Genomic DNA, 18298 nt, shown 5'->3' on the forward strand with positions numbered 1-18298 from the left:
CGTGAGCGAGTCGATTGCCGACGCATTCGGCGGACGTCCGGTCTGGCTGGTCGGCGCCACCGGCACGCTGGGACAGGCCATGGCACGTCTGCTGTCGCAACGCGGGGCGATACTCGCCCTGTCGGGACGGCGCGCGGCCGAACTGGAACAGTTGGCGGCCGGCCTGCCGGGCCGGGCCATCGCCGTCCCTGTCGATCTGCTGGACGAAGCAAGCGTGAATGACGCCGCGCGGAGCATCAAGCACAGGCTGGGCGCGGCCGGCTCCCTGGTCGTGTCAGTGTCCATTTCCGCGTTCGGCGAATTCCTTGAATTGCCCGAAGCCAGTTTCGCTGCGGCCATGGACACCAAATACCTGGGCGCGCTGCGCGCCATGCGTGCCGTGCTGCCGGACATGATCGCGCAGCGCTACGGCCGCATCGTCACGCTGTCCGGCGGCAGCGGCAGCCGGCCACGGCCGGTGCACCTGCCCGGCGGAGCCGCCAACGCCGCCCTGGAACTGCTCTCGCGCGGCGCCGCCATGCGCTATGCCCGCGACGGCATCCGCGTCAACGTCGTCGCCCCCGGCCCCATCGCCTCGCCGCGCATGCAGGCCATCGTGGCGGCCTCGGACGCTGCCGGCCAGGGCGACGGCGACCGCCCCGCCGGCCAGCCCCTGGATGTGGCCGAGGCGGTCTGTTATCTCTTGAGCGAGCGGTCGAATTTCGTCAATGGCACGGTACTGAAAGTCGATGGCGGCACCCACTGAAACTTCCCTCTCGCAATGGCTGGGCGACCGGTTGGCAGCGGCGGCCCGAACCGGGCTTCCCGCCGACGCCATGGGGAGCGCCCGCCGGTTGATCCTCGACACACGCATGGTGGCATGGGCGGGGGCGGCACAGCCCGACGTCATCGCCGTGCGCGAACTGACGGTGCGCAACGGCGGCGCGGCGCAAAGCAGCATCTGGTCAGGGCCCTGGAAGGTGCCCGCGGCCGAAGCCGCATTCGTGAACGCGCTCAGCGCCTCGGCCCTGGACTATGACAGCCTGCACGCCAACGTGCATCCCGATGCCATCGTGGCGGCCGCGGCCTGGGCCGTGGGCGAGTCGGTCCGGGCCACGGGGCGCGAGGTTTTGCAGGCCTACGCCCTGGGCAGCGAACTCGTCTGCCGGCTGGCCGATGCCGTCTCGGGACCGCAGAAGGGCTGGACCATCGGCGCCGTCCTTGGCACCTTCGGCGCCGCCGGCGCCGCCGCGCTGCTGATGCGGCTGCCTCCGCAACAAATCACCCATGCCTTGGGACTGTGCCTGTCCATGGCCGCCGGTTCGCAACAAGCCAACGTCGAACAGGTACTGGCCAAACGCCTGCAACCCGCGCTGGCTGCCCGCTCCGGTGTCCAGGCCGCCCTGCTCGCCCAGGCCGGCATGACCGCGCCGGCCCAGGCCTTCGAGGGGCGATTCGGACTCTGGAACCTGTATTTCCCAAGTGATCGCGAACGGTTCTCGGATCGATTCGGCGTCCGTTTCTCGCTGCGGGAAACCGGCCTGAAGAAGTACCCGGTCTGCGCCTGCAGCCATGCCGCGCTGGACGCCCTCCACGCCGTACTGCGGCAAGGCGGCATCCGGCTCGACGACATCGCCAGGATCGACGCGCGTATCTCGCCTTTCATGGACAGGCTGGTCGGCGGCGCGTTCTCCCCCGCCGCCCATCCTCAAGTCACGGGACAATTCTCGCTGCGCTACGGGTTGGCCTCGATCGCGCTGCGCGGCCGGCTGGGCCTGGCCGAGATCGCGCCGGCGGCGGTACTCGACCCCGGAATCGCCGGGATCGTGGATCGCATCCACCTCGCCGTCGACACCCGCAACCCCGGAGAGCTGGCGCCGGCCACGGTCCGATTGACGCTGCGCTCGGGCCAGGCCATCGAACACACGGTGGCAACCATGCCGGGCGGTCCGGCTGCCCCCATGAGCGTCGCCGAACTCGAACGGAAGTACCTGGAATGCGCGGCCGTGCAGGCGGCGGAAAATGCCCCGTCCCTGGTCGCCGGGGAAATCGCCCGATTGGCCAGCATGGACCAGCTCGACGATATCAACCACTGGGCAGCGGCCGGGAATGCTAAGCCGGTCCGTGGTATCTGATCAGAACCCGCCGAACATCGTCCCCAGCGCGATGACCAGCACCAGCGCCGGCAGCGGAAAAAGGATCGTCACCGCGGCGATGTCTCCATACGACTGCCGGTGCGTCAGCTTGCAGATGGCCAGGAGCGTGATGATGGCGCCGCAGTGCGGCAAGGTGTCCATGCCGCCGGCGGCCATCACGGCCACGCGGTGCATCAGCTCGGCGCTGATGCCCGCCTCGTGGGCCATGCGCAGGTAGTCCTGTCCCAGCGTCTGCAAGGCGATGCTCAAGCCGCCCGAGGACGAACCGGTGATGCCCGCCAGCACGTTCATCGCCACCGCCTCGGAGATCAGCGGATTGCCCGGCGCCACGTTCAGCACCGCGTCGCGGATGATGGCGAACCCCGCCAGGCCCGCGATGATCGCGCCGTAGCCGACCTCGGATGCCGTGTTGAACAATGGCAGCATGAACCCGAACACGCCCTGGTTGATGGTGTTCTTCAGGTTGCTCCAATGCTTGAGCCGCAGCAGCACCAGCGCCGTGCAGGCCGTGGCCAGCGCGATGATCAGCGCCCACAGGCCGACGATCTTCTGCGGCGCCAGATCGGGAAAGCGCTGGGCCAGGAACGAGAAATCCACCGCCGGGAACACCACGTAGGTGAACAAGGCGTTGATCCCCACCACCAGCAGCAGCGGCAGCAAGGCCAGCGGCACGGGCATGACCGACCACCGGGCGTCCTGCTCCGCCTGCGCGGGCGCGCCCTCCCCGGCGTCGTCGTGGTCGCCGTAGCCTTCCCCCGCGGCATGGGCGGCCGCGGCGCGGCGCCGCAGCCACCAGGAGCCGCCGCCGAACATGATCGCGGCCGCGATGATGCCCAGGCCGGGCGCGGCGAAGACGTTGGTGCCGAAGTACGGGATGGGAATGGCGTTCTGAATGGCGGGCGTGCCGGGCAAGGCGGTCATGGTGAAGGTGAAGGCGCCCAGCGCGATCGTGGCGGGGATCAGCCGCTTGGGTATCCGCGCCGCCCTGAACAGGTCGACCGCGACCGGGTAGATCGCGAAGGCCACCACGAACAGGGACACGCCGCCATAGGTCAGCAGCGCGCAGGCCAGCACCACGGTGACGATGGCGTGCTTCTCGCCCACGCTGGCGACGATCCAGCGCGACAGCGTATTGGCGGCCCCCGAGTCGGCCATCAGTTGGCCAAACAGCGAGCCCAGCAGGAAAATAGGCAGGAACTGCAGCACGTAGCCGCTCAGGGCGGTCATGAACGTGCCGGTATAGATGGGCAGCAGCAATGCCGCGTCCCCGGACAGCACCACCGCCAGCGCGCCCATCAGCGGCGCCAGCAGCAGCACGGTCACGCCGCGATAGGCCAGGTACATCAACAACGCCAGGGAAACGACGATGGCGAGCGTGCTGGTCATGGGATTCCTTCGGGCAAGGCCTGACAAAGCCCGATCATCTCATACCGACGCGACAGTCTCCGGTCCGGGCCCCAGGCGCCGCCCTTCTAGGCCAGCCCCCGCAGGTAGGCCAGCGTTTCCTCCAGGCCGACCACGTCGCCGTATTTGGTGTCGAGATCGAACAGGCTTTGCGCGTGCGCCGCGGCCGAGCGGTCGCCCACGCCTTCCTGCACCACCATGGGGCGGAACCCCAGTTGGCAGGCGTCCACGGCGGTGGCGCGCACGCAGCCGCTGGTGGACGTGCCCGTCAGGATCAGCGTATCGACACCCAGGTTCTGCAACCGGGACGCGAGATCGGTGCCGAAGAAACACGACGCGTATTTCTTGACCAACACGATGTCGTGCTCCCGGCGATGCAGCCGCGCATCGACGTGGTGGCCGTCGCCCTCGGCCGCCAGGGACATCGTTCCCTTCTGCTTGATCGCCCACAGCCCCGCGTCGCGCATCTGCGGATCGTCGTAGCGCACGCAGGTGAAGATGACCGGCACGTCCTTCCCGGCGGCGACGTCCAGCAAGGCGTTGGTGGCGGCGACCTGGGCCGAGAGATCGGCGCCCAGCGGACGCGACGGATCGGTGAAGCCGTTGGTCAGGTCCACCACCATCAGCGCGGGCCGCCGGCCGAACCCCAGCCGCACGGCGAAACCGCGTTCGTGGAAGAAGGCGTAATCCGGGTGCTGCGAAATATCGATCAATTGCTTCGTCCTGGCAGGGTCGATGTCCGCCATTAGATGACGGACCCCTGAAGGCATCCAGAACATTTTTGCTATGCGAGCGGTACGTTTTCGTTATCGCGACGACGACGCACCGCCTTTCGACCGGCGCCTAGAACGAATGCCGCAACCCCACCATCACCCCCACCTGCCCCTGCCCCGCCTTGGGCGACCACGGAACGATGCTGCTGCTGGACACCGAGAACACCGCCCCCGCGCCGCTGTTGCCCATGTGGGCCAGCATGGCATAGGCGGCGGTCCGCTTCGAGAAGCTGTAGCTGGCGCGGCCGACCAGCATCGTGCCCTTGGCCTGGTAGGCATTGGCGATCATGCGCGAGGCCTGGGCGTTCAGGGTCCAGTTGCCGATCGGATAAGTGGCGCCCAGGAAATACAGGTTGGTCGAGACGTCGGCGGCGCTGCCTTCGATGCGGCGGTGCATCCAGCCGGCGCCCAGTTTCAGGTCGGCGATGTGCACGTAGCCGTTGGCCATGTAGCGCCGGTCGCGGCTGTCCGACGAAGCGATCGCGACGCCGGCCACGCCCGGCACCACCGCTGCCGGCGCCGCGCCCGGGCCGCCGCGCTGCTCGTCGACCACGGCCGCCACGCCCCAGCCGCCGCCGTCGTACTTCAGCAGCCCCGACCACCCGCGGCACGCCTGGGCGTCCCCGGGGCGCTCGCCCCCGCAGTTGCCGGCCGCCGAGGTATCGCGGCCGAAGGAATAGGTCGCGCCCACGGTCAGGCCGCCGAACCTGCCGCGGTAGGCCAGCGAGTTGTCGGCGCGCGCGTTGGGGATGTAGCTGTCGAAGCTCGCCATGCTGAACACCGACGGTCCGATCACGTCGGCATCCATCAGCGACCAGGCCAGCATGGTCGATTGGCGTCCCAGGGTGAAGCTGCCCCATGGTCCCTCGACGCCGACGATCGCGGTGCGCCCGAACAGGCGGCCCGCCTGGCCGGACGAACCGGAATCGGCGAAGAAGCCGCTTTCCAGGTTGAAGATGCCGCGCCAGCCGTTGCCCAGGTCCTCGTTGCCGCGCAGGCCCCAGCGCGACGGCAGTTGCCCGCCGGTCAGCGTGGGCATGCGCATGCCCGATCCGCCGCCGGCGCTGGCGTGGGTGATGTATTCGACACCGGTGTCGATGGCACCGTACAGCGTCACGTTGCCGGCGGGCGACTGGGCCAGGCAAGGCAGGGAAACGAGGGCGAGCGCGAGCCCCCCTGAAAGCGCGAGTTTCATGGTCGTTCCTGTGGAAAGGAGGATATCGGGCAGGCCCGCCCGAGGGGACTACTCGTCGTTGCCGTTCAGTGGACGGCCGCGGCCTGTTCGGCCTCGACCTGTTCCCTGGCCAGCTTCTCCATCACGCGCCTTACCCGCACGAGACCGAGATCATGGGAATAAAGGTTCTCCTGGCTGCGCGCGTGGCGCGCCAGGCTTTCGATGACCACGCGATCCTGCTCCAGCACGTCCCAATGCAGCCCTTCCAGGCGGTTGCGGTACAGGAAGCGCCAGACGTTACGCTCGAAGCCCTGGGACTTGCGGATGCGCCAGAAGTAGACCTGGCAATTGCCGTCGTCGACGGGCGTGACGAAGCCCACGATGAAGAACTCGCCGCCGCCATACTGGGGACGATAGGGAACGGACAGGCGGATCCACAGCGAGGACGTATGGCCGAACTCGACCCAGTCGAAGTTCACGCCGCGCTGGCCGACCTTCTCGAACACCAGGCCGCAGTCGGTGTGGCGGATGACCATTTCCGCCTTCTTGTCGCCCTGGGCCATCGAATGCGAGTTCGAATGCAGATAGGTCCCGTGCATGAGATCCATCACGTTGTCGATGGCATAGCGGTAATTGCACTTCCAGTTCTGCATGCACAGGAAACCCGAGTATTCGTCGTTCGTCATTTCCTCGGGCAGCGCGAAGGGCCTGGGCTGCCCATGCTCCATGGACCCGAACCACAGGAAGACGGCGCCGCCGTACTCGACCACCGGATAGGACCGCAGGCATTTCCTGCCCACGAGCTGGCTGCTTTCCAGCGCCGGCACATCGGCCACCTTGCCTTCGCCATCGACTTCCACGCCGTGGTACCAGCAGGCAATGCGCTCGCCCAGGTTCCAGCCCAGCGACAGGCGGGCGCCGCGATGCGGGCAGCGGTCCTCGACCGCGCGCACGGTGCCGGCGCGGTCGCGCCACAGCACGATGTTCTCGGAAAGCCGGGTGATGCCCAGCGGGGTGTCGCGCACCGCATAGCTGGGCGTGACGGGGTACCAGAGGTTGCGCAGACCGGTTTCCACGCGGGTCGCGGCGGCAAGGGCCAGGCCGTCCTGGACGATGGGATTCATGGATGTGTTCCTACTGTTTCGCCGGCACGAAGTCGTTCGTGAACAAATCGTTCAGCGGGACCGCGCGCGAGATGATGCCTTCGTTCAGGTAGAACAACTGGAGCGTGGCGACGCGGTCCGGGTCGATGGCGCCCAACCGGGGCTGGCCCTGGTAGACCGTGGCGTTGTACAGCCGCAGGACGGACTCCACATATTTCTCCCTGCCCTGGTACGCGGGCACCGCCTTGACGTAGTCGGCCGTGGCCGCGGCCGGATCGCGCGAGATGTCGGCCAGGCCGCGCAGCGTGGCCTTGACGAACTTGCGGATCAGTTCGGGTTCCTTGCGGATGGTCTCGTCGGACGCCAGGATGGCCTGGGCCATGCTCTTGAAATAGCGGTCCGCCGGAATGAGCTCGACCTTCACGCCGGCCTCCTGCGCGCTGACCGTCCATTCGGGCACCGAGGCCAGCGCGGGAATCTTCTGCTCGGCGAAGAGCTGCCAGACCGAGGGGCCGCTGGCCTGGATGTCGACCGCCGACTTCGGCAGGCCGTTGGCCCGCAGCATGCCCAGCAGCGCGTAGTAGGTCGTGTCGGCGTAGGACATCGCGCCTATGGTCTTGCCCTTCAGGTCCGGGATGCCGCCCGGCACGGCGGCGCGGTTAATGGCCAGGTGCATCAGCGAGGCCCCGCCCAGCACCGCCACCGCCTTGACCGGCACGCCGTTGGGCCGGACGATGATGGGCGTGTCGCCCACGCCGCCGCCCAGCGGCGCATTGCCCGCGCCCACCTGCTTGGCGACGTCGGCGCCGCCCTTGCCGACCACGAAATTGATCTTCAGCCCCTCTTGCGCGTAGTAGCCCTTCTGCTGCGCGATCATCCACGGCGCGAAGGCCGGCAGGCTGGGCGGGGCCGGCAACAGGTAGGTCACGTCCCGGAGGTTTTCCGCCCGTGCCTGCGGGAGCATCAGGGACACGGCGGCGATACAGGCGGCGGCTCTTGCGGCGGACAGCAGGCTCATGGCGGCTTCCTTGGGTGAACGTGGTCGGCTCAGTAGCCGAGGCGGGACATTTCCTGTTCCAGGCTCGCGGCGCTCCAGCCCCGTCCCGACAGATTGGCCACCCCGGCGCTGTTAAGGTGGTCGGCGAACTGCTGCGAGGTCCTGGCGCCGGCCAGGTAGGCGCTTTCGATCGCGTCGGCCAGCGCGTTCTCGTAGTCGGTGGGGGCCGACTCCCTGCTCTGCCAGCGAAGGTTCACCCCTTCGCCGGGCGCTTCCACCATGCCCGTGCCCGCGTGCGGACTGGGCTCGTTTCCCTTCCAGCTGGCCAGGTGGACGTTGAATTGCTCGGGCATACCTTCCTCGCGATGAGTCGGCCGAAAACGGCGCTGGCGTTGAGTTTTCTCTATTCCTAAAACTAGGAATAGAGCGCAGATTATCGACCCCGGAAAAAGGTGTCAAGAATTTTCAGACTAGCGGAAACGCCTACTTCACGATGCCGTGCATGATGAGGCGCGTGGCGAAATCCAGGTAGCGCCCGGTCAGGTCCGGGTCGTCCTGCTCGTCGCTGAACAGGATCCTGAGCATGGGCTGCGCATCGACGAAGAACGTGCACAGTCCCAGGAACGCCACATGCAGGAAGCGCGGGTCGATGGCCTCGAGGTCCGGGTCGCCGTCGCGCGGGACCAGCAGCGCCTCGCTCAGCGCCAGGCCGCGCGCCGCCACGCCCTGCAGCGTGTCGATGCGTTCGGGCGTGTCGGCGTGGCTGTAGATCTCGTTGAGCACGAGCTGCAGAAAGCGCGGGTTGTCCTTGAGCGCCTCGATCAACAGCACCAGGCGCTTGCGGATCCGCTCTTCCAGCGGCGCGTCCCGGCCCAGCATGACCTGGCTGCGAGCCTGGAGCTGGTCCATGATGTGCGTGGCCGCGGCGCGCATCAGCCCCTGCTTGTTGGTGAAGTAATACCGGATCAACGCGGGGTCGACGCCGGCGGCCGTGGCGATCTCGAGCACGCTCAATTCCTGCGGCGTCTTGGTCTTCATCAGCGCGATCGCCGCGTCGATGATCGCGGCCTTTCCCACCATGGTTCTCTCCGTGGGATGGCCGGCGGAGCGCTTGATGCGTGGCTTCTTGCGGGGCGAGGGATCGGGCATACGTGTCGTCGGAGGGACTCGGCAACGCGCAGTGTACCGGTCATTGGTGCCGGACAGGCAACACGGCGGTCCCCTGCGCGGGGCTACCGCGCCGCCGTTCCCAAGCCTACGATGGAGCCGTTCCCCAACCGACGTCCCCAGCCACCGAGGAAAGCATCATGACCCAACGCATCAACGCCATGGCCCAGTCTCCCGAGCTGTTCAAGAAGTTCGTTGAATTCAGCATGCTGGTCAAGAAATCCGGCACCATCGAAGCCTCGATCCTGCACCTGATCGACATCCGCGCCTCGCAGATGAACGGCTGCGGCTTCTGCCTGGACATGCACGTGAAGGAAGCCAAGATCGACGGCGAACGGGAATTGCGCGTGCACCACGTCGCCATCTGGCGCGAGTCCTCGCTGTTCTCGCCGCGCGAGCGCGCGGCCCTGGCGTGGACCGAAGTACTGACCCGCCTGCCCGAACACGGCGTACCCGACGACATCTACGAACAGGTGCGTGCCCAGTTGTCTGAGAAGGAAATCGCCGACCTGAGCTTCGCGGTCATGGCCATCAATGGCTGGAACCGCCTGAACGTGGGCTTCCGGACCACGCCGGGCGCGGCCGACAAGGCCTACGGCCTGGATCGGGCCAAGCTGGACTGAAGATCCAGCGCGCGGATACGCGCCGTCATGTAGTCGATAAAGGCACGCATGCGTCCAGGCTGGTGCTGGCGGCTGAGATAACACAGGTAATGGCCGCGGCCGGCCGGCGCATGCTGCGGCAGACAGGCCAGCAGCGTGCCGGCCCGCACGTGTTCGCAGACCTGATAGCCCGCCATCTGCGCGATCCCCTGTCCGTCCAGTACCGCTTGCAGCACCAGGTCGGCATCGTTGAAAGCCAGCATCGCCTGCGGCGTGAACTTGCGCAACTGGCCGTCCACCTGGAACTCCCACTCGGCCACGCGCCCGGAGGCCAGGCGGAAATTCACGCACCGATGATCGGCCAGCGCATCGATGCCGCGCGGCAGCCCCCGCTCGGCGACATAGGCGGGCGATGCGCACAGCAGCATCTGCATGGGAATCAGTTGCCGCGCGATGATCTGGCGGTCTTCCATCCGGCCATTGCGGAACGACACGTCCACCCGGTCCGCCATGAAATCGGTGGGCCTGTCGTCCAGCAGCAGGTCGACCGACACCTCCGGATAGGCCGCGCGAAAACCGTTCAGCAGCGGTGCGACGACCTTGCGGCCGAAGCCCACCGTGGCGCTGATGCGCAGCAGCCCCGAGGGCGGCCCCTCCCGCAGCTCCCGCATCTCGTCCAGCGCCTGCGCGATACGCGCCACGCCGGGCTGGCAGTTCTCGAAAAACCGCTCACCTTCCCTGGTCAGCGACGTGCTGCGCGTCGTACGCACGAACAGCCGGACGCCCAACCGGGCTTCCAGCTTCTGCACGCTGCGGCTGACCGCCGACCGACCGATGCCCAGGCGATCGCCGGCCTTGGCGAAGCTGCCTTCCGAGGCCACCGCGATGAAGGCCACCACGCCGGCATGGCTGGTGGCGAAACTGGAGGCCAGCGCGTCGGGCCCGGGGAATATGTGCTTGTCCATGCCGATAGGACGAACGAGCGGCCGGTTTTGTGACGCCCCTGCCCTACTACCCCGCCCCGCAGGCCCGCACGAACTCGTCCGCCAGCCCCGCCACGGCGCGCTTGGGCCAGATCGCGCTGACGTCGAAGCTGGGCAGCCGCGCGCCGTCCACGACCTCGCAATAACGCACGCCGGCGAAATCCAGCGACCGTATCCAGCTGGGCAGCAGCGCGATCCCGCAGCCGCCGGCCACGCAGGCCAGCACGGTCAGGGTCCGGTTGGCCTCCTGCACGATTTCCGCGTCCAGGCCCTCCTTGCGGAACGCGTCCATGACGGATTCGTAGAAGGTCGGCAACTGCTCATGGGGAAACATCACCAGGCCGGCGCGGGCGATGTCCGCCATCGACACCCGGCCCCGGCCGCCGGGCAGCAGGTCTTCCGGCACCGCCGCCACCAGGCGTTCGCGCATCAGCACTTTCTCGTGCATGACCCCGGACAGGGCCACCGGCGTATGTACCAGGGCCACGTCGATTTCGCCGCGCGACAAGGCCTGCGCCTGTTCGGCGTTGCTCATTTCGCGCAGCACGATGCGCAGGCCGGGCGCTTCATCGCGCAGCGTGCGCAGGGCGCGCGGCAGGATGTCGATCAGCGCGCTGGAGACCAGGCCGACGCGCAGCACTCCCGCGCGGCCCGCCGCGATGGCCTGGGCCGCGTCGATGGCGTTGACGATGCGGAACACGCCGCGCCGCACTTCCTCGGCGATCTGCCGCGCCGCCGGCGTGGGCTCGGCGCCGCGCCGCGACCGCTGGAACAGCTTCACGCCCAGTTCGCGTTCGAGCCGCGCCAGGGACTGGCTCAGGGCCGGCTGGGCCACGCCCAGTTTTTCAGCCGCCTTGCTCAGGCTGCCCATGTCCAGGACCGCGATGAATTCTTCCAGGCGCCGGATATCCATCACAAAACCTTATACAAAAACATGCTTTTCTGGATAGATAAATATAACAAGCGTTTCTAGAATCGGCCCGACTCCGGCACGACCGCCCAGGCCGGACACGATTCCGGAGAGCCCCTCGTGGCCAACCCCACGCCCCTGCTGATCGATGCCCATGCCCATGTCTTCGCCCGCTCGCTGGCGCTGGCGCCGGGACGGCGCTATGCGCCCGAAACCGATGCCCTGCTGGAAGACTATCTCGGGCACCTGGACGCCCATGGGCTGCAGGCCGGCGTACTGATCCAGCCCAGCTTCCTGGGCACGGACAACGGCTACATGCTCGACGCCATCCGCCAGGCGCCGACCCGCCTGCGGGGCGTGGCGGTCGTAGACCAGCATGCCGCGCCGGACGAACTGGAGCGACTGGCGCGCGGCGGCATCGTCGGCATCCGGCTGAACCTGATCGGCCAGCCGCTGCCCGCGCTGGATCGGGGCGGCTGGCCCCGCCTTCTGGCCTGCCTGCGGGCGCTGGACTGGCATGTCGAAGTCCACGTGGAAGCGGCGCGCCTGCCCGCCATCGTCGGCCCGCTGCGGGCGGCGCAATGTCGCGTGGTGGTGGACCACTTCGGCCGGCCCGCGCACGCACCGGCCGCCGCCGACGCCGGTTTCCAGTGGCTGCTCGAAGCCGCCCGCGACGATGGCGTCTGGGTCAAGCTCTCGGGCGCCTATCGCAACTGGTCCGAGCCGGACGGACCGGCGGCGCGCCAGGCCGCGCGCCTGCTGCTCGAACATGCCGGACCGGACCGCCTGGTCTGGGGCAGCGACTGGCCCCATACCCAGCACCCCGGCGTGACCTATGCGCAAACCTATCAGGCACTCGCCGACTGGATCGGCGACAGCGATCTACGCCTGCGCATCCTCGCGGCCAATCCGAGCCGCTGCTTTGCATTCTAAGGAGACACCATGATCCGCATTCCCGTCCTGGCCGCCCTGGCCTTCGCCCTGCCCCTGCCGGCCGCGCACGCGGCCTGGCCCGAAAAGCCCGTCACCCTGATCGTCACCTACCCGCCCGGCGGCACGGTGGACACGGTGGCCCGCATCATGGGCCCCAAGCTCTCGGCCAGGCTCGGCCAGTCGGTCATCATCGACAACAAGGGCGGCGCCGGCGGCATGATCGGCGGCGCCGCGGCGGCCCGATCCGCCCCCGACGGCTACACCTTCATGCTCGACGCTTCCAACCACGCGCAGAACCCCGCGTTGCAGAGCAGGATGAGCTTCGACACGCTCAAGGCCTTCGACTCCGTATCGCTGCTGCTGCGCGTGCCCAATGTGCTGGTGACCTCGCCGCAAGGCAAGATCTCCTCGGTGCAGGACCTGATCCGCAACGGCAAGTCCGCGAGCCCGGCCTACTTCGCCTCGGCCGGTCCGGGTTCGGCGCAACACCTGGCCGGCGAACTGTTCAACGTCATGGCCGGTACCTCGCTCGTCCACGTCGCCTACAAGGGCGGCGGCCCGGCCATGGTCGACGTGATGTCCGGCCAGGTGCCCATCATGTTCGCCAGCCTGGGATCGGCGTGGACCCACATCCAGAACGGCAAGCTGCGGCCCATCGCGGTCGGCGGCGACAAGCGCTCGGCCGTGCTGCCACAGATCCCCACCATCGCCGAATCCGGCGTGCCGGGCTTCTCGTCCTACGAATGGAACGCCGTGTTCGCGCCCGCCGGCACCCCCACGGCCATCGTCGACCAGATGTCGGCCGCGCTGGCCGACGTCCTCAAGGATCCGGACGTCAAGTCCAAGCTCGAAGGCATCGGCGCCGAACTGGTCGGCTCCAGCCCCGCCGAACTCGAGACCTTCCGCCGCGCGGAAATCCAGAAGTGGCGGGACGTGGTCAAGAAGAGCGGCATCACCGTGAACTGAGGCGCGCCGGCAATCTACCGGATCAGGGTGATCCGCCCGCGATCGCGGCCATCAGGTCTTCCACATGGACCAAGAGGCCGCGCGCCTGGCGCAGGGCCTGATACTGGTTCAACACCGCGGCCCAGCGCGGGGAATGCAGCAGATCGCTCCAGACCGCTTCCAGGTCCCGCGGATCCGCTTCACCCCTCTCCTCCAGCGCGCTGGCGAACGCCAGGCTGGCCGGCGCCGACAGGAGCTGCATGCGGCTGGCCGCGCCCAGCAGCCGTGGCTCGGGCTCGTCGGGCGCATCGCAGCAATACAGCACAGAACGCGCCAGGCCGGCTTCGTCGGCGGCCAGCGCGCGCAGCGATGATCCCCGCAAGCGCACCACGCCCTCGCCGGACTGGAACGGAAACGGATAAACGGTGCCCGCCTCGGCGTGCGCCAGCAAGCGCACACCGCGCTGCAACCGCGGCAGGTCGGTCGCCGCGGCCTCGATGGAAGCCTTGGCTTCGACCAGTAGACAGACGTCCCAGGCCGGCTCGCCCTCCACGTCCGGCGCGCGCCGCAGCAGGACCGCATCCCATTCGGTCTTGGCGTGCGCGTGGCTGGCGGGTATCGAAGACGGCACAAGCATCGACGTCACCACCCGGTAGGCCGTGCCGCCCTCCTCCCTGTCCAGGCGTTCGGCCAACGCGCCGAGCGCCCGGGCTGCCGCGGCCTCGACGGCCTTGCCGCGTTTGCGTGAAACGCCTCCTTGCGCGGCTGCCTCGGCGCTTCCCGGGCGCGGCCCATGCCGATCCCGGAGCGCCTGGTAGCGGCGCACGGCTTCATCCGAGCCCAAGGCATCGAGGCGTTGCAGGCGGACCAGCGCGGGGTTGTCCAGCAATCTGGCCAGGCCGATCTGAAGCGGCGAGCCGCTGGCGATCTCCGGCATGGCCCGCAGGCGCGGCAGGCCCATCTGGACGTCGCGCCAGGACTGCCGGGCAGCGGCGGCGCGCCATTGCGCCAGGGCTTGCCGCGCGGGCCCGTCGGGCATGCGCTGCAGCCTGGCCGGATGGGCCACGGCATCGACCGCCGCCCGGACCTGTCGGCGATCCTGGCCGGCCCGCGCGAACAGCGAGGCGTATTCGCGCACGTGCGCATGCCGGTGCTCGATCACCATGGCCTGGATGACCGGGTCGCCGGCCGCCGGGCGCATCGCTTCGCGGATCAGACCCGCAAGGGCCTCGGTGAAAGCCCCCGCCAGCTTCGCGTCCGGTTCGCCCCCATCGGCGATCGTCTGGCGGGCCTGCTCGATAACCAGCGCGAGCGACGTCGACGGGTTGGCGGTACGCGCTCCTGGAAGCGGACGAGCGTCCGCCGGCAGGCGATAGCGGCGAACCACGCCTTTCAGGAGGTCGTCGAGCATCCGGTCTGCGCTCAGTTGACCAATTCTTTCTGCGTCCGCGCCAGTTCATCCCGGGCTTCCCGCAGCTTGGCTTCGCGCTTGGCGATCTTGCCGGCATCCTTACCTTCGCTCCTGGCCTCGCGCAGTTCGCGTTCGCGCTCGGCAAGCTTCTGGCGCGCCTGGGCAACATCCTTTTCGCGGGCCCGGCGTATCGATTCCGGCGTGCAATGCGCTTCCTGTTCGCGCAAGGCCCGGTTCAGCCCGGCGACCCGATTGTCGTTGCCGTGCTGTCTGGCCTGCTCGATCTGCCTGAGGATGTCCGCGCGCTTCTGCACGCAGGGATCGGCGGCGTCCGGCGCGGCAACGGACACGGTGGCACCGCAAGACAGGAGCAGCAGGATGGCGAGTCGTTTCATGGGCGGTTTTCCGTTGTTGGCTTTCCAGACCGCACCTTACCGCGCCGCCGCCCGGAAAGGCCAGGCCATTGCGGCGCCGGAGCCTGCCCGGTCCAGCCCTACAATCTGCCCGTGAACACCGCCCCCTCGCCCAAATCCCGCCCGCCTCGGCCCGGCGTCAAGTCGGCCGACCGCGTCCTCGACATCCTGGAACTGCTGGCCAGCACCGGACGCGCCATGACGCACGCCGAGATCTCGCGGCGGACCGGCGTGCCGAAAAGCAGCCTGACCGCGCTGCTGCACAACCTCGTCGGCCGGGGCTACATCGAGCAATTGCAGGATACGCAGCAGTTCCAGCTGGGCGAAGGCGCCTACGCGCTGGCCCGGCGCGGCGCGCACAACCGCGACCTGCTGCGCGCCAGCGGACCGTGGCTGCAGCGGCTCATGCTCGACACCGGCGAATCGGCCGGCCTGAGCGTGCTGCGCAACGACATGGCCGAGCGCATCGCATCGGCCCAGTCGCCCAACGCGGTGCTGTACTCCGTGCACGTGGGCGTCATGCAGCCGCTGTACGCCAGCTCGGCGGGCAAGGTGCTGCTGGCGTGGCTGCCGCCGGCCGAACGCGAAGCCTATCTCCAGCGCGTCAAGCTGCGGCCGCGCACCGAACAGACGATACGCTCCACGGCGGTCCTGCGGCGGCAACTGAATCAGATCCGGGAAGAAGGCGTGGCCTGGTCCTTCAGCGAATTCACGGTCGGCATCGTCGGCCTGGCCGTGCCCGTGCTGGACGTCCACGGCCGCGTGCTGGCCGCCGTCGGCCTGGCCCTGCCGGCCAGCCGGCTGGACGACGCGCGCAAGCTGAAACTGGAGCAGGCCTTGCGCGCCGCCGCCGCGGAAATCGCCGTGGCGGCGGACCGCGCCCCGCCGCTCGATGCGAAAAGTGTTCACATATGAGAACACCGGCTGGCGGCACGCGATACCGAGGGCGACACTGCGTGGCATGAACAGGAGGCACCCGCACAGGGTGCCCGGGAGACATGCATGCAGCCATCGGACACCATCCAGGAAACCCTGAACACGCCCGTCACGGGCCGTTATGACGTCATCGTCGTGGGCGGCGGCGCCTCCGGCACCGTGGCCGCCATCGCCGCGGCCCGCACCGGCGCACGCACACTGCTGGTCGAGCGCGGCGGCTGCCTGGGCGGCGCCGCCACCGCCAACCTCGTGGCCCAGTGGGTGGCGTTCTTCCATGGCGAGACGCGCGTGGTGGGCGGCATTCCTTTCGAACTGGCCGAACGCGTGCAGGCCGCCGGCGGCTCGGACGGCTTCCACCGCTACGTGATGGGCGAGGCCGCCGGCACGCCGTTCCCGCTGCGCGTGCTGCCCTTCAATCCCGAGACGGTGAAATGGGTGCTGGACGGCTCGGTGAACGAAGCGGGCGTGGAAGTGCTGCTGCACACGACCTTCGCGCGCGCGCTGGTGCGGGACGGCGCCATGGCCGGGGTAACGGTCGAGACCGTCCAGGGCCGCCTGGCCCTGCTCGCACCCGTGGTGGTGGACGCCTCGGGCGATGCGCTGGTATGCGCCAGCGCCGGGGTCCCGTTCCAGGACGACGGCGGCGAGCGCCAACCCTGCACGCTGTCCTTCCGGCTGTCCAACGTGGACGTGGCGCGCTTTCGCGCGGTGCCCTCCGACCAGCGCCGCGCCCTGGTGCTGGGCGGCCTGCGGCGCGGCGAACTGTTCTGGGAAAGCCTGTCCTTCGTCAGCACGCCGGGCGGCACCGACGCCATCTGCCTGATGAGCCGCATCCAGGACATCGACGCGCTGGATGCCCGCGACGCCTCGCGCGCCGAGCGGGAAGGCCGCCGGCAAATCGCCAGCATCGTCGGTTTCCTGCGGCGCGAGATCCCCGGCTTCGAGAACGCCATCCTGGCCGACGTCGCCGAACGCGTGGGCGTGCGCGAGACGCGCCGCATCCGGGGCCGCCACACGCTGAGCGAAGAAGACATCATGCAGGCCCGAAGCTTCGAGGATTCCATCGCCCTGGGCGCCGGCCCCATGGACCGCCACCAGCCCGGCGGCACCGGCATCCGCCTGTACGCGCCGCCCCAGCCCTTCGAAATACCGCTGCGCGCGCTGCTGCCCGTGGACGTGGAAGGCCTGCTGGTATGCGGCCGCACATTGAGCGCGACCCGCGAAGCCATGGCCGGCGCACGCCATATGGCGACATCCATGGCGATGGGGCAGGCGGTCGGCACGCTGGGCGCCATCGCGGCAGCCGGCGGCCGCCGCCCCGCCAACGTTCCGGCCTCGGAAGTGCAACAGCGCCTGGCACAAGCCCATGCCCTGTTCCGCCGCGAACAGGTTGCCCCCCAAGGCCAGCCCGCCTGAGATTTCCCTGGAGACACCCATGAAAAGAACACGACAAACCACCGCCTGCCTCGCCCTGCTGGCCACCGCCAGCGTGGCGGCCGCCCAGGAGTGGCCCAGCCGCGCCACCACGGTCATCAATCCTTTCAGCGCCGGCACGACCACCGATACCGTGGCGCGCGTCGTCGCCGAAGGCTTGCAGAAGAAATTCGGCACGCCCTTCATCGTCGACTCCCGGCCCGGCGCCGGCGGCATGATAGGCACCACGCTGGTGGCCCGCGCCCATCCGGACGGCAGCACCTTCGGTGTCAGCATCGCCGGCCCGCTGGTGCACAACCCCCTGCTCTACAAGCGCATGGCCTACGACCCGGCCAAGGACCTCACGCCGCTGACGCTGGGCGTGCATCAGCCCTGCCTGTTGATCGCCTCCAGGGAGCTGGGCGTCAAGACGCTGCCCGGACTCGTCGACGCCCTGAAGAAGCATCCCGGCAAGTACAACTACTCGTACGTGGGCAACGGTTCGCTGGGCCACCTGGTCATGACGCTGCTCGCCAACAAGAGCGGCACGCAGATCGTGCCCGTGATGTACGCCGGCGCGGTTCAGGCCACCACCGCCGTGATGACCAACGAAGTGCAGATGGGCTGCCTGCCCGCGCAGGCCACGATGGCCCAGGTGCGCGGCGACAAGGTGGTGCCGATCGCCGTCTCCACCGCCGAGCGCGCGGCGCTGCTGCCCGAGGTGCCGGCCCTGCGCGAGTTCTACCCGGACATCGTCGGCAGCGCCTGGATGGGGTTCGTCGCGCCTGGCGGCATGTCCCCCGCGCTGGCCGGACGCATCAGCGCGGCGATCGGCGAGGTGCTGCGCCAACCGCAGGTGGTGGAACTGCTGCGCCAGCAACTGATGGAGCCCGCGCCCGGCACGCCCGCGCAATTCAAGGCCTTCATGCAGGAAGAACTGGCGCGCTGGAAACCGGTGATCGTGGACAACAAGATCACCGCCGAATAATCCTGGGGAGA

19 protein-coding genes are annotated in these 18298 nt (G+C 68.7%); 8 read left to right on the forward strand and 11 right to left on the reverse strand.

Annotated elements, in window-relative coordinates; translation table 11 throughout:
- The first annotated feature begins 1 nt into the window (after position 1).
- Positions 2–745 (forward strand): SDR family NAD(P)-dependent oxidoreductase, encoded by a 744-nt coding sequence (locus EV675_RS19950; RefSeq protein ID WP_165404671.1) that lies wholly within the window; start codon positions 2–4, stop codon positions 743–745.
- On the forward strand, positions 729–2114 hold the full coding sequence (locus EV675_RS19955; RefSeq protein WP_130359108.1) for an MmgE/PrpD family protein: 1386 nt from the start codon (positions 729–731) through the stop codon (positions 2112–2114). Before EV675_RS19950 ends, EV675_RS19955 begins: the two co-directional genes overlap by 17 nt.
- Here EV675_RS19955 and EV675_RS19960 read toward each other — a convergent pair whose 3' ends face one another.
- The 7 genes from EV675_RS19960 to EV675_RS19990 all read right to left on the reverse strand — a co-directional run bounded on the left by EV675_RS19960 (position 2115) and on the right by EV675_RS19990 (position 8666).
- The gene (locus EV675_RS19960) at positions 2115–3521 is read right to left on the reverse strand and encodes a GntP family permease (protein ID WP_130359110.1); all 1407 of its coding nucleotides are present in this window, start codon (positions 3519–3521) and stop codon (positions 2115–2117) included.
- A gap of 86 nt (positions 3522–3607) precedes the next feature.
- A complete protein-coding gene (locus EV675_RS19965) occupies positions 3608–4285 on the reverse strand; it encodes an isochorismatase family protein (protein ID WP_130359112.1) in 678 nt (225 codons plus the stop codon).
- A 97-nt stretch (positions 4286–4382) separates the two neighbouring features.
- A complete protein-coding gene (locus EV675_RS19970; RefSeq protein WP_130359114.1) occupies positions 4383–5507 on the reverse strand; it encodes a porin in 1125 nt (374 codons plus the stop codon).
- A 65-nt stretch (positions 5508–5572) separates the two neighbouring features.
- Positions 5573–6610 carry an aromatic ring-hydroxylating dioxygenase subunit alpha gene (locus tag EV675_RS19975; RefSeq protein WP_130359116.1) on the reverse strand — a complete coding sequence of 346 codons (1038 nt, stop codon included), beginning with the start codon at positions 6608–6610 and terminating at the stop codon, positions 5573–5575.
- Between the two features lie 10 nt (positions 6611–6620).
- On the reverse strand, positions 6621–7607 hold the full coding sequence (locus tag EV675_RS19980; protein WP_130359118.1) for an ABC transporter substrate-binding protein: 987 nt from the start codon (positions 7605–7607) through the stop codon (positions 6621–6623).
- Between the two features lie 29 nt (positions 7608–7636).
- Positions 7637–7939, reverse strand: a complete 303-nt coding sequence (locus EV675_RS19985; RefSeq protein WP_130359120.1) for a recombinase-like helix-turn-helix domain-containing protein — start codon at positions 7937–7939, stop codon at positions 7637–7639.
- Positions 7940–8069: 130 nt separating this feature from the next.
- The gene (locus EV675_RS19990; protein WP_165404672.1) at positions 8070–8666 is read right to left on the reverse strand and encodes a TetR/AcrR family transcriptional regulator; all 597 of its coding nucleotides are present in this window, start codon (positions 8664–8666) and stop codon (positions 8070–8072) included.
- Positions 8667–8893: 227 nt separating this feature from the next.
- Here EV675_RS19990 and EV675_RS19995 point away from each other — a divergent pair, with 227 nt between their 5' ends.
- Positions 8894–9376, forward strand: coding sequence for a carboxymuconolactone decarboxylase family protein (locus EV675_RS19995; protein ID WP_130359124.1), 483 nt, complete (start codon positions 8894–8896; stop codon positions 9374–9376).
- On the opposite strand, the gene EV675_RS20000 is transcribed toward EV675_RS19995, so the two are convergent.
- Both EV675_RS20000 and EV675_RS20005 read right to left on the reverse strand, forming a co-directional pair.
- Positions 9346–10320, reverse strand: a complete 975-nt coding sequence (locus EV675_RS20000) for a LysR family transcriptional regulator (RefSeq protein WP_130359126.1) — start codon at positions 10318–10320, stop codon at positions 9346–9348. The genes EV675_RS19995 and EV675_RS20000 overlap by 31 nt on opposite strands.
- Before the next feature lie 46 nt (positions 10321–10366).
- Positions 10367–11251, reverse strand: a complete 885-nt coding sequence (locus EV675_RS20005) for a LysR family transcriptional regulator (RefSeq protein WP_130359128.1) — start codon at positions 11249–11251, stop codon at positions 10367–10369.
- Positions 11252–11368: 117 nt separating this feature from the next.
- Here EV675_RS20005 and EV675_RS20010 point away from each other — a divergent pair, with 117 nt between their 5' ends.
- Together EV675_RS20010 and EV675_RS20015 are read left to right on the forward strand one after the other, a co-directional pair.
- Positions 11369–12181, forward strand: coding sequence for an amidohydrolase family protein (locus EV675_RS20010; protein ID WP_130359130.1), 813 nt, complete (start codon positions 11369–11371; stop codon positions 12179–12181).
- 9 nt (positions 12182–12190) lie between these two features.
- The gene (locus tag EV675_RS20015) at positions 12191–13147 is read left to right on the forward strand and encodes a tripartite tricarboxylate transporter substrate binding protein (RefSeq protein WP_130359132.1); all 957 of its coding nucleotides are present in this window, start codon (positions 12191–12193) and stop codon (positions 13145–13147) included.
- 22 nt (positions 13148–13169) lie between these two features.
- Here EV675_RS20015 and EV675_RS20020 read toward each other — a convergent pair whose 3' ends face one another.
- Both EV675_RS20020 and EV675_RS20025 read right to left on the reverse strand, forming a co-directional pair.
- Positions 13170–14537, reverse strand: a complete 1368-nt coding sequence (locus EV675_RS20020; RefSeq protein WP_130359134.1) for a 3-deoxy-D-arabino-heptulosonate 7-phosphate synthase — start codon at positions 14535–14537, stop codon at positions 13170–13172.
- An 11-nt stretch (positions 14538–14548) separates the two neighbouring features.
- Positions 14549–14932 (reverse strand): DUF1090 domain-containing protein, encoded by a 384-nt coding sequence (locus tag EV675_RS20025; protein WP_130359136.1) that lies wholly within the window; start codon positions 14930–14932, stop codon positions 14549–14551.
- A gap of 111 nt (positions 14933–15043) precedes the next feature.
- On the opposite strand from EV675_RS20025, the gene EV675_RS20030 reads away from it, so the two are divergent.
- The 3 genes from EV675_RS20030 to EV675_RS20040 all read left to right on the forward strand — a co-directional run bounded on the left by EV675_RS20030 (position 15044) and on the right by EV675_RS20040 (position 18287).
- Positions 15044–15865 carry an IclR family transcriptional regulator gene (locus EV675_RS20030; RefSeq protein WP_165404673.1) on the forward strand — a complete coding sequence of 274 codons (822 nt, stop codon included), beginning with the start codon at positions 15044–15046 and terminating at the stop codon, positions 15863–15865.
- Between the two features lie 87 nt (positions 15866–15952).
- Positions 15953–17302: an FAD-dependent oxidoreductase gene (locus tag EV675_RS20035; RefSeq protein WP_130359141.1), complete on the forward strand. Its 1350-nt coding sequence runs from the start codon at positions 15953–15955 to the stop codon at positions 17300–17302.
- A 19-nt stretch (positions 17303–17321) separates the two neighbouring features.
- The gene (locus EV675_RS20040) at positions 17322–18287 is read left to right on the forward strand and encodes a Bug family tripartite tricarboxylate transporter substrate binding protein (RefSeq protein WP_165404674.1); all 966 of its coding nucleotides are present in this window, start codon (positions 17322–17324) and stop codon (positions 18285–18287) included.
- The last annotated feature ends 11 nt before the right edge of the window (positions 18288–18298 follow it).

This window comes from Pigmentiphaga kullae (assembly GCF_004216695.1).
GTDB lineage: Bacteria > Pseudomonadota > Gammaproteobacteria > Burkholderiales > Burkholderiaceae_B > Pigmentiphaga > Pigmentiphaga kullae.

What these genes read in the sequence shown, in the direction of transcription:
- EV675_RS19955 (WP_130359108.1), top strand. Translation starts at nt 729, where the DNA reads ATGGCGGCACCCACTGAAACTTCCCTCTCGCAATGGCTGGGCGACCGG.
- EV675_RS19960 (WP_130359110.1), bottom strand. Translation starts at nt 3,521, where the DNA reads ATGACCAGCACGCTCGCCATCGTCGTTTCCCTGGCGTTGTTGATGTAC.
- EV675_RS19965 (WP_130359112.1), bottom strand. Translation starts at nt 4,285, where the DNA reads ATGGCGGACATCGACCCTGCCAGGACGAAGCAATTGATCGATATTTCG.
- EV675_RS19970 (WP_130359114.1), bottom strand. Translation starts at nt 5,507, where the DNA reads ATGAAACTCGCGCTTTCAGGGGGGCTCGCGCTCGCCCTCGTTTCCCTG.
- EV675_RS19975 (WP_130359116.1), bottom strand. Translation starts at nt 6,610, where the DNA reads ATGAATCCCATCGTCCAGGACGGCCTGGCCCTTGCCGCCGCGACCCGC.
- EV675_RS19980 (WP_130359118.1), bottom strand. Translation starts at nt 7,607, where the DNA reads ATGAGCCTGCTGTCCGCCGCAAGAGCCGCCGCCTGTATCGCCGCCGTG.
- EV675_RS19985 (WP_130359120.1), bottom strand. Translation starts at nt 7,939, where the DNA reads ATGCCCGAGCAATTCAACGTCCACCTGGCCAGCTGGAAGGGAAACGAG.
- EV675_RS19990 (WP_165404672.1), bottom strand. Translation starts at nt 8,666, where the DNA reads ATGGTGGGAAAGGCCGCGATCATCGACGCGGCGATCGCGCTGATGAAG.
- EV675_RS19995 (WP_130359124.1), top strand. Translation starts at nt 8,894, where the DNA reads ATGACCCAACGCATCAACGCCATGGCCCAGTCTCCCGAGCTGTTCAAG.
- EV675_RS20000 (WP_130359126.1), bottom strand. Translation starts at nt 10,320, where the DNA reads ATGGACAAGCACATATTCCCCGGGCCCGACGCGCTGGCCTCCAGTTTC.
- EV675_RS20005 (WP_130359128.1), bottom strand. Translation starts at nt 11,251, where the DNA reads ATGGATATCCGGCGCCTGGAAGAATTCATCGCGGTCCTGGACATGGGC.
- EV675_RS20015 (WP_130359132.1), top strand. Translation starts at nt 12,191, where the DNA reads ATGATCCGCATTCCCGTCCTGGCCGCCCTGGCCTTCGCCCTGCCCCTG.
- EV675_RS20020 (WP_130359134.1), bottom strand. Translation starts at nt 14,537, where the DNA reads ATGCTCGACGACCTCCTGAAAGGCGTGGTTCGCCGCTATCGCCTGCCG.
- EV675_RS20025 (WP_130359136.1), bottom strand. Translation starts at nt 14,932, where the DNA reads ATGAAACGACTCGCCATCCTGCTGCTCCTGTCTTGCGGTGCCACCGTG.
- EV675_RS20035 (WP_130359141.1), top strand. Translation starts at nt 15,953, where the DNA reads ATGCAGCCATCGGACACCATCCAGGAAACCCTGAACACGCCCGTCACG.
- EV675_RS20040 (WP_165404674.1), top strand. Translation starts at nt 17,322, where the DNA reads ATGAAAAGAACACGACAAACCACCGCCTGCCTCGCCCTGCTGGCCACC.